General features: G+C 61.3%; 17 protein-coding genes. 9 read left to right on the plus strand and 8 right to left on the minus strand.

Translation table 11 applies throughout. From position 1 onward, the window contains the following. Positions 1-80: 80 nt before the first annotated feature. Entirely contained in the window at positions 81-299 is a 219-nt protein-coding gene (locus TU73_RS05755; RefSeq protein ID WP_057011401.1) for a DUF1289 domain-containing protein, read from the minus strand. Between the two features lie 2 nt (positions 300-301). After that, positions 302-634: an iron donor protein CyaY gene (gene cyaY / locus TU73_RS05760; protein ID WP_057011402.1), complete on the minus strand. Its 333-nt coding sequence runs from the start codon at positions 632-634 to the stop codon at positions 302-304. A 238-nt stretch (positions 635-872) separates the two neighbouring features. Here cyaY and lptM point away from each other — a divergent pair, with 238 nt between their 5' ends. Genes lptM through TU73_RS05785 form a run of 6 tightly spaced genes read left to right on the plus strand, consistent with a single transcriptional unit; the run spans position 873 to position 5,455 of the window. Further along, positions 873-1,040, plus strand: coding sequence for an LPS translocon maturation chaperone LptM (gene lptM, locus TU73_RS28080; RefSeq protein WP_003195417.1), 168 nt, complete (start codon positions 873-875; stop codon positions 1,038-1,040). 9 nt (positions 1,041-1,049) lie between these two features. Next, the gene (gene lysA, locus TU73_RS05765) at positions 1,050-2,297 is read left to right on the plus strand and encodes a diaminopimelate decarboxylase (RefSeq protein WP_057011403.1); all 1,248 of its coding nucleotides are present in this window, start codon (positions 1,050-1,052) and stop codon (positions 2,295-2,297) included. Between the two features lie 3 nt (positions 2,298-2,300). Further along, the gene (dapF, locus tag TU73_RS05770) at positions 2,301-3,131 is read left to right on the plus strand and encodes a diaminopimelate epimerase (RefSeq protein ID WP_043046906.1); all 831 of its coding nucleotides are present in this window, start codon (positions 2,301-2,303) and stop codon (positions 3,129-3,131) included. A 13-nt stretch (positions 3,132-3,144) separates the two neighbouring features. Then, complete coding sequence (locus TU73_RS05775; RefSeq protein WP_057011404.1) at positions 3,145-3,861, plus strand: DUF484 family protein; 717 nt, start codon at positions 3,145-3,147, stop codon at positions 3,859-3,861. Positions 3,862-3,863: 2 nt separating this feature from the next. Further along, complete coding sequence (gene xerC / locus TU73_RS05780) at positions 3,864-4,763, plus strand: tyrosine recombinase XerC (RefSeq protein WP_057011405.1); 900 nt, start codon at positions 3,864-3,866, stop codon at positions 4,761-4,763. Continuing rightward, complete coding sequence (locus tag TU73_RS05785) at positions 4,760-5,455, plus strand: HAD family hydrolase (protein ID WP_057011406.1); 696 nt, start codon at positions 4,760-4,762, stop codon at positions 5,453-5,455. Before xerC ends, TU73_RS05785 begins: the two co-directional genes overlap by 4 nt. 203 nt (positions 5,456-5,658) lie before the next feature. On the opposite strand, the gene sutA is transcribed toward TU73_RS05785, so the two are convergent. The 4 genes from sutA to glnK form a co-directional block, all read right to left on the minus strand. Then, positions 5,659-5,991, minus strand: a complete 333-nt coding sequence (sutA, locus tag TU73_RS05790) for a transcriptional regulator SutA (RefSeq protein WP_057011407.1) — start codon at positions 5,989-5,991, stop codon at positions 5,659-5,661. Between the two features lie 102 nt (positions 5,992-6,093). Next, positions 6,094-6,519 carry a secondary thiamine-phosphate synthase enzyme YjbQ gene (locus tag TU73_RS05795; RefSeq protein WP_057011408.1) on the minus strand — a complete coding sequence of 142 codons (426 nt, stop codon included), beginning with the start codon at positions 6,517-6,519 and terminating at the stop codon, positions 6,094-6,096. Positions 6,520-6,727: 208 nt separating this feature from the next. Next, entirely contained in the window at positions 6,728-8,065 is a 1,338-nt protein-coding gene (locus TU73_RS05800; protein ID WP_043046900.1) for an ammonium transporter, read from the minus strand. A gap of 34 nt (positions 8,066-8,099) precedes the next feature. After that, entirely contained in the window at positions 8,100-8,438 is a 339-nt protein-coding gene (gene glnK / locus TU73_RS05805; RefSeq protein WP_002555808.1) for a P-II family nitrogen regulator, read from the minus strand. A 424-nt stretch (positions 8,439-8,862) separates the two neighbouring features. Between glnK and TU73_RS05810 the strand changes: the two genes are divergently transcribed. Next, positions 8,863-9,126 carry an accessory factor UbiK family protein gene (locus TU73_RS05810; protein ID WP_005792456.1) on the plus strand — a complete coding sequence of 88 codons (264 nt, stop codon included), beginning with the start codon at positions 8,863-8,865 and terminating at the stop codon, positions 9,124-9,126. Between the two features lie 215 nt (positions 9,127-9,341). Further along, positions 9,342-10,838 (plus strand): YifB family Mg chelatase-like AAA ATPase, encoded by a 1,497-nt coding sequence (locus TU73_RS05815; protein WP_057011409.1) that lies wholly within the window; start codon positions 9,342-9,344, stop codon positions 10,836-10,838. Positions 10,839-10,844: 6 nt separating this feature from the next. Here TU73_RS05815 and TU73_RS05820 read toward each other — a convergent pair whose 3' ends face one another. Further along, the gene (locus tag TU73_RS05820; RefSeq protein ID WP_057011410.1) at positions 10,845-11,420 is read right to left on the minus strand and encodes a TetR/AcrR family transcriptional regulator; all 576 of its coding nucleotides are present in this window, start codon (positions 11,418-11,420) and stop codon (positions 10,845-10,847) included. Between the two features lie 113 nt (positions 11,421-11,533). On the opposite strand from TU73_RS05820, the gene TU73_RS05825 reads away from it, so the two are divergent. Next, positions 11,534-12,448, plus strand: coding sequence for an ABC transporter six-transmembrane domain-containing protein (locus TU73_RS05825; protein ID WP_173668895.1), 915 nt, complete (start codon positions 11,534-11,536; stop codon positions 12,446-12,448). Positions 12,449-12,451: 3 nt separating this feature from the next. On the opposite strand, the gene TU73_RS29730 is transcribed toward TU73_RS05825, so the two are convergent. Beyond that, positions 12,452-13,312: a methyl-accepting chemotaxis protein gene (locus TU73_RS29730; protein WP_483312720.1), complete on the minus strand. Its 861-nt coding sequence runs from the start codon at positions 13,310-13,312 to the stop codon at positions 12,452-12,454. Positions 13,313-13,342 lie beyond the last annotated feature (30 nt).

Raw genomic sequence — 13,342 nt, forward strand, 5'->3', positions numbered from 1 at the left:
AAAGGCGGGGTTCTCACGGACCTCGATGCGTTGAGGTGTATCCGGACACTACCACAGCGACACAAATAAACAAGACGACGTCAGGCGCGTGCCTTGCGTTGCTCGGCTTCGGCGCAGATCACCCGGCGCCGCGCATCGTCGGCGGAGCGCCATTCGCGGATATCTTCCACATGGCGGAAGCAGCCGTGGCAGACCTTCTGTTCGTCCAGGCGACAGAAACTGATACAAGGTGACGGCACCGCCGGGCTGACATTGCTGAACAGCGGCTTGGGCGGGCGTACGGGTGCAGGCTCGGTCACGATCAGATCTCGTCGAAGTCCAGGTCAGCGCCGGACTGTTCCTTCGTGAGACGAACAAGCATTTCGCTCAGCAACTCCTCAGTGGTGTCGTGCGCCCAACGGTTTTCCTCTTCATCGTAATCGAAGTGAAAACCACCGGTGCGCGCTGCGAGCCACAGTTGGCGCAACGGCTCCTGGCGACTGAAGATCAACTGAGTGCCGTTCTCGAACTTAACGGTCAGCACACCCGCCGAGTTCTCCAGATCCACATCCAGGCCGCTGTCGTCGAAAATATCTTCCAGCGCCTGCTGGGTCGAATCCACCAGGTCGTGAAAACGGGCTTCGGTCAAACTCATCGTGGCAACCTCAAAAGTGTCTGGTTTTGCTCAAGCGCCGCACGATACGGACGCGCTTCGCCGATTGCAAAGGATACCGATTTCATTACAGATGGCAGTACGAAATATCCTCTAACAGCGTAACCCGCTTCCCAGTCATCTCGGCAAACCCCCGCCGGACGGGTAGTGCGGCGCATAGGCAAGCTGGCGGGTGGTCGGTATACTCGGGCGCAATTAATGCATATTCAAGGATTTCGCCATGAAGCGCCTGATCTCTTCCCTTGCTGCGCTCGTCGCGGTCGCCTGTCTCGTCAGTGCCTGTGGTCAAAAAGGCCCGCTGTACCTTCCCGATGACAGCAAAGACCCGAATGAACAGGCGCAATCGTCGCAAAAGCCGTCAAAAGCGCATAAGCACGACACCTACTAAGGGACACTTATGGACGCTTTTAACTACCGGGACGGCGAGCTGTTCGCGGAAGGCGTGGCGTTGTCCGCGATTGCCCAGCAGTTCGGCACCCCGACCTATGTGTACTCCCGTGCGCATATCGAAACCCAATACCGCTCGTTCACCGACGCGCTCGACGGCGTACCGCACCTGGTGTGCTACGCGGTCAAGGCCAACTCCAACCTGGGCGTACTGAATGTCCTGGCGCGCCTGGGCGCCGGTTTCGACATCGTGTCCCGTGGCGAGCTGGAACGCGTACTGGCCGCCGGCGGCCAGGCTGACAAGATCGTGTTCTCCGGGGTCGGCAAGAGCCGCGATGACATGCGCCGCGCCCTGGAAGTCGGCGTACATTGCTTCAACGTCGAGTCCACCGACGAACTGGAGCGCCTGCAGGTCGTTGCCGCCGAAATGGGCGTTCGCGCGCCGATCTCCCTGCGCGTCAACCCGGATGTCGACGCCGGCACCCACCCGTACATTTCCACCGGTCTCAAAGAGAACAAGTTCGGCATCGCCATCGCCGACGCCGAAGACGTGTACATCCGCGCCGCCCAACTGCCGAACCTGGAAGTGCTGGGCGTCGACTGCCATATCGGTTCGCAACTGACCACCCTGCCACCCTTCCTGGATGCGCTCGACCGCCTGCTGGCGCTGATCGACCGCCTGGGCGAGTGCGGCATCTACCTGCACCACATCGACCTGGGCGGTGGCGTGGGCGTGCGTTATCGCGATGAAGAACCACCGGCGATCGCCGACTATATCCAGGCCGTGCGCGAACGCATCGAAGGCCGCGACCTGACCCTGATGTTCGAGCCGGGCCGTTATATCGTTGCCAACGCTGGTGTACTGCTGACCCAGGTCGAGTACCTCAAGCACACCGAACACAAGGATTTCGCCATCGTCGATGCGGCGATGAACGACCTGATCCGCCCGGCGCTGTACCAGGCCTGGATGAATGTCACCGCCGTGACGCCTCGCGCAAGCGTGGCCCGCGCCTATGACATCGTCGGCCCGATCTGCGAGACCGGCGACTTCCTGGCCAAGGATCGTCAGTTGGCCTTGGAAGAAGGTGACCTGCTGGCCGTGCATTCGGCCGGTGCCTACGGGTTTGTCATGAGTTCCAACTACAACACCCGCGGGCGTACCGCCGAGGTGCTGGTGGACGGTGATCAAGCATTTGAAGTGCGTCGCCGCGAGACGGTAGCCGAGTTGTATGCTGGCGAAAGCCTGCTGCCGGAGTAAGCCATGCTGCTGCGTTTTACCAAGATGCACGGGCTGGGCAATGACTTCATGGTCCTCGACCTGGTCAGCCAGCACGCGCACATCCTGCCTAAGCACGCCAAACAGTGGGGCGATCGCCACACCGGCATCGGCTTCGACCAGTTGCTGCTGGTTGAAGCGCCGAGCAACCCGGAGGTGGATTTCCGCTACCGGATCTTCAACTCCGACGGTTCCGAAGTGGAACAGTGCGGCAACGGTGCGCGCTGCTTTGCGCGCTTTGTGCTCGACAAGCGCCTGACCGCCAAGCGCCAGATTCGCGTCGAGACCAAGGGCGGCGTGATCGAACTGGATATCCGCAGTGACGGCCAGATCAGCGTCAACATGGGCGCGCCACGCCTGGTGCCGGCGGATATTCCGTTCCAGGCCACCGAGCAGGCCCTCAGTTACCCGCTGGATGTGGATGGCAAGACTGTGGATATCGCTGCCGTGTCCATGGGCAACCCCCATGCCGTACTGCGGGTCACCGACATCAATAACGCCCCGGTACACGAACTGGGGCCGAAGATCGAACATCACCCGCGCTTTCCGGCACGGGTCAATGTGGGCTTCCTGCAGGTGATCGACCGTACCCGTGCGCAATTGCGCGTATGGGAACGTGGCGCCGGCGAAACCCAGGCTTGCGGCACCGGTGCTTGCGCCGCTGCCGTGGCCGCGATCAGCCAGGGGTGGATGGATTCGCCGCTGCTGATCGACCTGCCCGGCGGACGCTTGTCCATCGAGTGGGCAGGCCCAGGCCACCCGGTAATGATGACCGGGCCGGCCTCGCGTGTATACGAAGGACAGGTCCGTCTATGAGTGAGCCAAGCTAATGACCGATAAGCCTCAAGTACCCGCACACGCTACCCCGAGTGAAAGCCTGGAGGCCGCTGCTGTCGCGGCGTACCTTGAGGCTAATCCGGACTTCTTCGTAGAGCACGAAGAGTTGCTGCCGGCCCTGCGCATCCCCCACCAGCGCGGTGATACCGTGTCGCTGGTGGAGCGGCAGATGAAGATCCTGCGCGAGCGCAATATCGAAATGCGCCATCGGCTCTCCCATCTGATGGACGTGGCCCGCGACAACGACCGCTTGTTCGACAAGACCCGCCGCCTGATCCTGACCCTGATGGACGCCGTCAGCCTGGAAGAAACGGTAATCGCCGTGGAAGACAGCCTGCGCGAGGATTTCCAGGTGCCTTTTGTCAGCCTGATCCTGTTCAGCGATAACCCAATGCCGGTGGGTCGCTGGGTCACAGGTGGCGAGGCGCAGACCGCCATCGGTGGCCTTCTTTCCGAAGGCAAGACCGTCAGCGGCACCTTGCGCGAACATGAACTGGACTTCCTGTTCGGGGCCGAACAGCGCAAGCAGATCGGCTCTACTGCAGTCATTGCCCTCAGCCATCAGGGCTTACACGGCGTACTGGCCATTGCCAGCCGCGACCCTGCACACTACAAGAGCTCGGTGGGCACTTTGTTCCTGACCTACATCGCAGAAGTGCTGGGCCGCGTCCTGCCACGCCACACCACCACCCTGCGCGCGGTGCGCTGACCATGGAGCGGCAACTGGACGCCTACTGCGCTCATCTGCGCAACGAGCGCCAGGTGTCGCCCCACACCCTCGAAGCCTATCGGCGGGACTTGAACAAGGTCCTGGCCTATTGCGAAAAACAGCACGTCAGCAGCTGGAAAGCCCTGGATATACAGGCCCTGCGCAGTCTGATCGCACGGCTGCACCAGCAAGGCCAGTCCTCGCGCAGCTTGTCTCGCTTGCTGTCGGCGGTGCGTGGTCTCTACCACTACCTCAATCGCGAAGGCTTGTGCGACCACGACCCGGCCAATGGCCTGTCCCCGCCCAAAGGCGAACGACGCCTGCCCAAGACGCTGGATACCGACCGCGCCCTGCAGTTGCTCGATGGCGCCGTGGAAGATGACTTCCTGGCCCATCGCGACCAGGCGATCCTGGAGCTGTTCTATTCCTCGGGCCTGCGCCTGTCGGAGCTGACCGGCCTTAACCTCGATCAACTGGACCTCGCAGATGGCCTGGTGCAAGTCCTCGGCAAAGGCAGCAAGACCCGCGTACTGCCCGTGGGCAGGAAGGCCCGGGAAGCTCTCGAGCTATGGCTGCCGCTGCGCCTGTTGACCAATCCTGAGGACGATGCGGTGTTTGTCAGCCAGCAAGGCCGGCGCCTGGGACCACGGGCGATTCAGCTGCGGGTCAAGGCCGCCGGTGCGCGGGAACTCGGACAGAACCTGCATCCACATATGCTGCGCCACTCCTTCGCCAGCCATCTGCTGGAGTCCTCCCAGGACCTGCGCGCCGTCCAGGAACTGCTCGGCCACGCCGATATCAAGACCACGCAGATCTACACCCATCTCGACTTCCAGCACCTGGCAACGGTTTACGACAGCGCCCATCCACGGGCCAAACGCATCAAGGGCGACGACTTATGAGTATCAAGCTGATCACCTTCGACCTGGACGACACCCTCTGGGACAACGTACCCGTCATCATCAGCGCCGAAGCGTCGATGCGTGAATGGCTGGCGGTCAATGCGTCCAAGGTAGGCGACTTGCCCCTTGAGCATTTTGCCAGCCTGCGCCAGCAGGTTTTGCAGCGTCATCCCGAGCTCAAGCATCGCATCAGCCTGCTGCGCCATCGCGTGTTGATGCATGCGTTCGAGGAAGCCGGTTATCCCCAGCCTGAGGCCACAGAGATGGCGGATGTCTGCTTCGAAGCGTTCATCCACGCACGTCACCAACTCACCGTGTTCCCGGAAGCCGAGCCGATGCTCAAGGCGCTGCGCCAGCACTTCCTGCTGGGGGTGATCACCAATGGCAATGCCGATGTGCAGCGTGTGGGCCTGGCGGACTACTTTCACTTTGCCCTGCGCGCTGAAGATATCGGCATCGCCAAGCCGGATGCACGGCTGTTTCAGGAGGCGCTGCAACGTGGCGGTGTGGACGCCAGCGCGGCAGTGCATGTGGGCGATCATCCTGGGGATGACATCGCCGGCGCGCAGCAGGCGGGACTGCGGGCGGTGTGGTTCAACCCCACGGGCAAGACCTGGGAGGGTGACAAGCGCCCGGATGCCCAGATTCGCAGCCTGACGGAGTTGCCGGAGTTGCTCCACAGCTGGCAGTAACGCTATAGCGACAACACTGAGGACAAAATGTGGGAGGGGGCTTGCCCCCGATTACGGTGGGTCAGCCAGTAAATTTGGTGCTGATACGCCGCTATCGGGGGCAAGCCCCCTCCCACATTGGGATAGCCAAGGCTCGGACAAATCATAAGGCGTGAAAAAGCCCGCAGCGACGGCGGGCTTTTCCGGCAAGCAGGAGGCAGACCTCAGATGGGTCGGCTGCCGTACTTGTTGTCCGGCTTCTTCGGTGGGTCAGCCACCACGTTGGGCTCGACTTCGACCACTTTGCCGCCTTTAGCGAGGAACTCTTCCATCGCACGGGCCAGGGCATCGCGCTCTTTGTTCTTGGCTTCAACGCTCGGCAGCTCGTCTACCGAAACAGCAGCCTTGGCTTTGCCTTTGGCTTTGGGAGCCACGTCATCGCCAACACTCTCATCGACGTCCTCAGCAACGTCTTCGGCTGCTACCTCAAGACCGTCTTCGGTTTCGTCTTCATCACCTACTTCGAGGTCGTCTTGTTCCAGATCATCGTCGCTCATGTTCTACCTCATGACTTGCGAAAAGCAGATTAGTTATAGCCCAGCTTCACCCTCTGTCGAGGTCGCCGGAAAAAAATCAACATCCACCGGATAACCAGTGGCTTATGCCCCTTCACCGTGCAAGGTGGCGAGGACTTTACGAGCACCGCCATGATCACGGTGCTCGCCCAGATAAACACCTTGCCAGGTCCCTATCGCCAAGCGGCCGGCCTTGACCGGCAAACTCAGCTGGCAGCCCAGCAGACTGGCCTTGAAGTGCGCCGGCAGGTCATCCGGACCTTCGTCGTTGTGTTCAAACCCGGCGCTGCCTTGCGGCACCAGCAGGTTGAAAAACCGCTCGAAGTCACGGCGAACCGCCGGGTCGGCATTCTCGTTAATGGTCAACGAGGCCGAGGTGTGCTGCAGCCACAGATGCAACAGGCCCACACGACACGCCTTTAATTCAGGCAAGCCGGCAAGCAACTCGTCCGTTACCAGATGAAAGCCCCGGGGCTTGGCCCGCAGGGTAATCAGGGTCTGTTGCCACATACAGTTCTCCGCCCATCGGCGCGCATTCTAGCGCGCTCTGGGAAAAAACAAAGTGCCGAATACGCCTTCATAGCTGTAAGACATTTGCACCCTTGAAAGTGCCGCGTGGATCCCATCAAAAAGTCGACAAAAAACCCACGCACCTTTAGCCACAGACAAACGCCAGGCAAAAAAATGCCCGGCAAGCCGGGCATCTTTTTTCATGTGCTTACAAGTTGTAGCCGCGCTCGTTGTGTTGCGCCAGGTCGAGGCCTACCGCCTCTTCCTCTTCGGTGACACGCAGCCCCATGACCATGTCCAGTACCTTGAGGATGACGAAGGTCACGATCGCCGTGTAGATCACAGTGAAGCCGACGCCTTTGCACTGGATCCAGACTTGCGCAGCAATGTCGGTCACAGTGCCGAAGCCACCCAGGGCGGGTGCTGCAAACACACCCGTGAGGATCGCACCGACGATACCGCCGATACCGTGTACGCCAAAGGCGTCCAGGGAGTCGTCATAGCCAAGCTTGCGCTTGAGGCTGGTAGCGCAGAAGAAGCACACCACGCCGGCGACCAGACCGATCACCAGGGCGCCCATCGGCCCTACGGTGCCAGCGGCTGGTGTGACAGCGACCAGACCGGCCACCACGCCCGAGGCGATCCCCAGTGCGCTTGGTTTACCGTGGGTGATCCACTCGGCAAACATCCAGCCCAGTGCCGCAGCGGCGGTGGCGATCTGGGTAACCAGCATCGCCATGCCCGCAGTGCCGTTGGCCGCCGCAGCAGAACCGGCGTTGAAGCCGAACCAACCGATCCAGAGCATGGCCGCACCCACCAGGGTGTAGCCCAGGTTGTGCGGGGCCATTGGCGTGGTCGGGAAGCCTTTGCGCTTGCCGAGCACGATGCACGCCACCAGGCCAGCCACACCGGCGTTGATATGCACGACGGTGCCGCCGGCGAAGTCCAGCACACCCCAATCCCACATCAGGCCACCGTTGCCGCTCCAGACCATGTGCGCGATCGGCGCATAGACCAGGGTGAACCAGATCGCCATGAAGATCAGCATCGCGGAGAACTTCATACGCTCGGCGAAAGCACCGACGATCAGCGCTGGGGTGATGATGGCGAAGGTCATCTGGAACGTGATGAACACCGCCTCCGGAAACAGCGCCGCAGGCCCGGTAATGCTGGCCGGGGTGACACCCGCCAGGAACGCCTTGCCCATGCCGCCGAAGAAGGAATTGAAATTGACCACGCCCTGTTCCATACCGGTGGTATCGAACGCGATGCTGTAGCCGTAGACGACCCACAGGATGCTGATCAGGCCAGTGATGGCAAAGCACTGCATCATTACCGACAGGATATTCTTGGAGCGGACCATGCCGCCGTAAAACAGCGCCAGGCCAGGGATAGTCATGAACAGCACCAGTGCCGTGGCGGTCAGCATCCAGGCAGTGTCGCCAGAGTTGAGGACTGGAGCAGCCACTTCATCTGCCGCCATGGCCAGGCCTGGCATTACGATGGACAGCAGGGCTCCGAGCCCTGCGAATTTACGCAGAGTCATATTGTTTTCTCCTGGGGCGTTGGGGTTTGGCGGCTTAGATTGCGTCGGTATCGGTTTCGCCGGTACGGATGCGAATAGCCTGTTCCAGATTGACCACGAAGATCTTGCCGTCACCGATCTTGCCAGTGTTGGCCGCCTTGGTTATCGCCTCGATAACCCGGTCAAGATCCTTGTCGTCAATGGCGACATCGATCTTCACCTTCGGCAGGAAATCGACCACGTATTCCGCGCCGCGATACAGCTCGGTATGACCCTTCTGCCGACCGAAGCCCTTGACCTCAGTAACGGTAATGCCCTGCACGCCGATCTCGGACAGTGACTCGCGTACATCGTCCAACTTGAACGGCTTGATGATGGCAGTGACTAGCTTCATGAAAACTCTCTCCCGAATTGGTGGACTTGCCCCAGGAAAACAAACCCGTCTCAAGTCTAAGCGCAGCGCCTGGCTTTGTAACGCATCGTCGCCTCGGCATATGCCGTCGCGACGCCAGCGAACCACTGGTGACGAAACCTTTACCCCCTGATCCCTCGGCGCACTGCATTCGTCACAGCGACTGCGTCAGTGCATGGGTCATGATCGTCTAAGCAGAAACCTTGCCAGCTCCGTAAAAACCACTGAAAACAGTCCTTTGCCCACTTGTGCCCACCCTCGGGGCGTTTGCGCGGCGGCAATGCGCATCAAAACGGTGCGCGACTGCCCGCCCCACTGCGCGAAAAGCGTGCGCAGCGGGGACGTGAAAAGACTATAGACGCTGCGTGATACACTGCCGGCCAACTGTTTTTCCGGAATATGTCCCATGCTCGCGCCCAAAGACCTCCTCGACGCCCTGAGCGGCCACGCCTCTCGCCTGTTCAGCGGCGACACTCCGCTGCCCCGCAATGAAATCGAAAGCCAGTTCAAGGCCTTGCTGCAAAGTGGCTTCAGCAAGCTCGACCTGGTCAGCCGCGAAGAATTCGATAGCCAGATGGTGGTACTGGCCCGCACACGTGCGCGGCTGGAGAGCCTGGAGGCCAAAGTCGCCGAACTTGAAGCACGGTTGGCGCCATCCTCTGCTGAATAAACACGGTTAGTGTGGGAGCTGGCTTGCCTGCGATGGCGGTGCATCAGCGGACGATTCTTTGCTGACACACCGCCATCGCAGGCAAGCCAGCTCCCACATTTGTTTTGCGTTGCCGCCCGGATACGTTCTGTAAAACCTCCCCCGACCCGCTCCACCCCCCCTCGTCTACCCTTGAAGAACCCGCAGGAAGCGGCCCTCCCATTCAAGGAACGAGCATGTCCCTCGCCATCGTCCACAGCCGCGCCCAGGTCGGTGTAGAAGCCCCAGCCGTCACTGTCGAAGTGCATATGGCCAATGGCCTTCCGTCTCTCACCTTGGTGGGTTTGCCCGAAACCGCAGTGAAGGAAAGCAAAGACCGCGTGCGCAGTGCCATCCTGAATTCGGCGCTGCAATACCCAGCACGTCGCATCACCCTCAACCTCGCGCCCGCCGACCTGCCCAAGGACGGCGGGCGTTTTGATCTGGCGATTGCCCTGGGGATCCTCGCGGCCAGCGTGCAGGTGCCGGCGTTGATGCTCGATGAGGTGGAGTGCCTGGGAGAGCTGGCGCTATCCGGCGAGGTGCGGGCGGTGAAAGGCGTACTGCCGGCAGCACTGGCAGCGCGCAAGGCTGGGCGCACCGTGATAGTGCCCCGAGCCAATGCCGAGGAAGCGTGTCTGGCGTCTGGGTTGAAAGTGATTGCCGTGGATCATTTGCTGCAGGTGGTGGCGCACCTGAATGGACACATGCCGATTGAACCGTACACATCCGACGGCCTGCTGTATTCGAACAAACCCTACCCGGACCTGAGTGAGGTACAGGGCCAATTGGCGGCCAAGCGTGCGCTGCTGATCGCGGCGGCCGGCGCGCATAACCTGTTGTTCAGTGGCCCCCCGGGCACCGGTAAGACCCTGCTCGCCAGCCGGTTACCGGGTTTGCTGCCGCCGCTGAGCGAGCAGGAAGCCCTGGAAGTGGCAGCGATCCAATCCGTGGTCAGCCTCCAGCCCCTGAGCCAATGGCCTAACCGCCCGTTCCGCCAACCACACCACTCGGCGTCCGGGCCGGCGCTGGTGGGTGGCGGCTCGAAGCCGCAACCGGGGGAAATCACCCTGGCCCACCACGGGGTGTTGTTCCTGGATGAACTGCCGGAGTTTGATCGCAAGGTGCTGGAAGTGCTGCGCGAGCCATTGGAGTCGGGGCATATCGTGATCTCCCGAGCCCGTGACCGGGTGAGTTTCCCGGCGCGCTTTCAACTGGTCGCGGCGATGAACCCCTGCCCTTGCGGCTACATGGGCGAGCCCAGTGGGCGTTGCCGGTGCACGCCGGAGCAGATCCAGCGCTATCGCAACAAACTCTCCGGGCCGTTGCTGGACCGCATTGACTTGCACCTGACGGTGGCCCGGGAGACCACTGCGCTGAACCCCTCTCAACAGGTCGGCGAAACCACCGCTCAGGCATCCGCCCAGGTAGCGCAAGCCCGCGAGCGTCAGCAACAGCGCCAGGGCTGTGCGAATGCGTTCCTCGATCTGCCGCGGCTGCGCGAACACTGCCTGCTGGCAAAAGCCGATGAAAACTGGCTGGAGGCCGCGTGTGAACGGCTGACCCTATCCCTGCGCGCCGCACACCGGCTGCTCAAGGTAGCGCGAACACTAGCGGACCTTGAGCAAGTAGACAGCATCGCTCGCCATCATTTGGCAGAAGCCTTGCAATACCGACCGGCCGCGATTGGCTAGCAGCGTTCAGGAAAATCCCAGCAATAGCCTCGCCACTTCCAGCACCTCATCCAATGCCGCCTCTGCCGACTCGGTGGAAGGCTTGAGCATCAGGTCATCGGCATAGCCCATAGCCAGGGCAAAAATCTGCCGGGCTGCGCGTTGGGGCGACTCGCAGTGAAACACACCGGCGGCAACGCCGCGCTCGATCACCTCGGCAAGCATGCCTTGCCATTGGGCGTTGATCACCAGGTAAGCCTGGGCCATTTGCGCGTCGTGCATGGCCTCGTCCCAGGCGTCGAGCCAGAGCGCCCAACCGGCATCGGCAGTGCTGGGCAGGCAGTCGTGCAAGAACCCCACGAGCGCCTCCAGCGGTGGCGCATCGGCCAAGGGCTCGCGCACTTCGTCCAATTGCTCATTGGCAAAGCGTACAAAGGCTTCGCGGCGCAGTTCATTCCAATCGCTGAAGTAGTGATAGACATGACTGCGCGATAGCCCGGCATGTTCGGCCAGGTCACGGGTGGATACATCGGCAAAACCCTTGCTGCGAAACAGCTCCAGGGCGGCAGCGATGATCTGGTCTTTACGGTCGATACGCGACATTGAGCAATTCCTTCAAGCGTGGACAGATAAGCGGCGCTTGCTTTTTGAGCGATCGCTCAAGGATACTTGAGCAGTCGCTCAATAATAGCGTCTATCACTTCTTTGGTGCACCCATGACATCCGTCACCCCACACATTCTGATCGAAGAAAGCAAGAAAATCGGCCAACAGTCCGCCAGTCAGACGCTCAAGGCTATTGCCAAAGCCTATCCCCGCAAGCTGTCTTGCACCTTGTCGCTGGTGGCGCTGGAGAACGCACTGTTGTTGGCTTACCCGCTGTTTGCCGGGTTCGCGGTGGATTCGATTATCCGCGGCGATACCGCCAGTGCATTGCTCTATGCCGCCGTGGTCATGGCGTTCTGGGCCGTGGGGGCGGCGCGACGGGCGCTGGACACGCGCACGTTCACGCGCATCTACGCCGACCTCGCGGTACCGGTCATTCTCAACCAGCGCCTACAGAACCACAGCACCTCGAAATCGGCGGCACGGGTGGTGCTTGCACGGGAGTTTGTCGACTTTTTTGAAAAACACGTGCCAACCATTGCCACGGCGTTGGTATCGATTGTGGGCGCGGCGGTGATGTTGATCGTGATTGAGCCATGGGTAGGCATGGCGTGCCTGGCCGCGCTGCTGCTGTGCATGACCTTGTTGCCACGCTTTGCCCAACGTAATCAGGCGCTGCACGAGCGCCTGAATAATCGCCTGGAAAAAGAAATCGGCCTGGTCGAAAAGGTCGGCGCGTCGACCCTGCGACGCCACTACCAAGTGCTGTCACGCCTGCGTATCTGGCTGTCAGACCGCGAGGCCGCGGCGTTCCTGTTTATCGGCGTGATCGCAGCCTTACTGTTCGTGGTTGCGATCAGCCAATTAGCCATGACCCCAGCGATCAAGGCTGGCCACATCTACGCGGTCATGACCTATCTGTGGACCTTCGTCACCAGCCTGGACGAAGCGCCAGGCATGGTCGACCAACTGGCGCGGCTCAAGGACATAGGCAAGCGCGTGGATCCAGGGCTTGGGGAGCCCTGAGCCTCAACGAAACCGGTCGACCTCCTGCCGCAAGCCTGCCGCCAACGTCTCCAGCTCCTTGGCGGTAACCGCCAGGTTCGACACCACTTCGCGCTGCTCGCTGTTGGCCAATGCAATGCTCTGCAAGTTGCTGCTGAGCAAGGTGGCGGTACTGCTCTGCTCCTGGGTCGCGGTGGTGATCGCAGCGAACTGCTGGCCGGCCGAGCGGCTTTGCTCGTCGATACGTGCCAGGGCCGAGGCCACGGCGGCGTTACGCGACAGGCCTTCCTGCATCAGCACATTGCCGTGTTCCATGGTGCTGATGGCATTGCCGGTTTCCTGCTGGATGCTCTGGATCATCGTGGAAATTTCATCGGTAGCCTGACGGGTGCGCGACGCCAGGTTGCGCACCTCGTCGGCGACCACGGCGAAACCCCGACCCTGCTCACCGGCGCGGGCGGCTTCGATGGCGGCGTTGAGCGCCAGCAGATTGGTCTGTTCGGCGATGGCCGTGATTACGCCAACGATCCCGCCGATTTCCTGGGAGCGCTGGCCCAGGGTGTTGATCACCGCAGCGGTGCTGTTCAGGGCGGTGGCGATATGCTCCAGGGAAGATGACGCCTCCTGCATCGAATCGCGGCCAATGCGGGTCTGCTGGGCATTCTCCTGCGCCAGGCGCTCGGTATTGCCCATGTTGTCGGCGATGTTCAACGAAGTGGCGCTGAATTCTTCCACCGCGCCGGCCATGCTGGTGATTTCGCCGGACTGCTGTTCCATGCCTTCATAGGCACCACCGGACAAACCTGACAGCGCCTGGGCGCGGCTGTTGACCTGTTCGGCAGCGTTGCGGATATGCGAAACCATGGTCGACAGCGCGTCACCCATCTGGTTGAAACTGCGCGCCAACTGGCCGAT

The sequence above is a fragment of the Pseudomonas libanensis genome, assembly GCF_001439685.1.
Taxonomy (GTDB): Bacteria; Pseudomonadota; Gammaproteobacteria; order Pseudomonadales; family Pseudomonadaceae; genus Aquipseudomonas; species Aquipseudomonas libanensis.

Coding starts and splice junctions, on each gene's coding strand:
- TU73_RS05815 (WP_057011409.1), top strand. CDS start 9,342: ATGTCCCTCGCCATCGTCCACAGCCGCGCCCAGGTCGGTGTAGAAGCC.
- TU73_RS05785 (WP_057011406.1), top strand. CDS start 4,760: ATGAGTATCAAGCTGATCACCTTCGACCTGGACGACACCCTCTGGGAC.
- TU73_RS05800 (WP_043046900.1), bottom strand. CDS start 8,065: ATGACTCTGCGTAAATTCGCAGGGCTCGGAGCCCTGCTGTCCATCGTA.
- lysA (WP_057011403.1), top strand. CDS start 1,050: ATGGACGCTTTTAACTACCGGGACGGCGAGCTGTTCGCGGAAGGCGTG.
- cyaY (WP_057011402.1), bottom strand. CDS start 634: ATGAGTTTGACCGAAGCCCGTTTTCACGACCTGGTGGATTCGACCCAG.
- xerC (WP_057011405.1), top strand. CDS start 3,864: ATGGAGCGGCAACTGGACGCCTACTGCGCTCATCTGCGCAACGAGCGC.
- sutA (WP_057011407.1), bottom strand. CDS start 5,991: ATGAGCGACGATGATCTGGAACAAGACGACCTCGAAGTAGGTGATGAA.
- dapF (WP_043046906.1), top strand. CDS start 2,301: ATGCTGCTGCGTTTTACCAAGATGCACGGGCTGGGCAATGACTTCATG.
- TU73_RS29730 (WP_483312720.1), bottom strand. CDS start 13,312: ATGGGTGACGCGCTGTCGACCATGGTTTCGCATATCCGCAACGCTGCC.
- TU73_RS05810 (WP_005792456.1), top strand. CDS start 8,863: ATGCTCGCGCCCAAAGACCTCCTCGACGCCCTGAGCGGCCACGCCTCT.
- glnK (WP_002555808.1), bottom strand. CDS start 8,438: ATGAAGCTAGTCACTGCCATCATCAAGCCGTTCAAGTTGGACGATGTA.
- lptM (WP_003195417.1), top strand. CDS start 873: ATGAAGCGCCTGATCTCTTCCCTTGCTGCGCTCGTCGCGGTCGCCTGT.
- TU73_RS05795 (WP_057011408.1), bottom strand. CDS start 6,519: ATGTGGCAACAGACCCTGATTACCCTGCGGGCCAAGCCCCGGGGCTTT.
- TU73_RS05775 (WP_057011404.1), top strand. CDS start 3,145: ATGACCGATAAGCCTCAAGTACCCGCACACGCTACCCCGAGTGAAAGC.
- TU73_RS05825 (WP_173668895.1), top strand. CDS start 11,534: ATGACATCCGTCACCCCACACATTCTGATCGAAGAAAGCAAGAAAATC.
- TU73_RS05820 (WP_057011410.1), bottom strand. CDS start 11,420: ATGTCGCGTATCGACCGTAAAGACCAGATCATCGCTGCCGCCCTGGAG.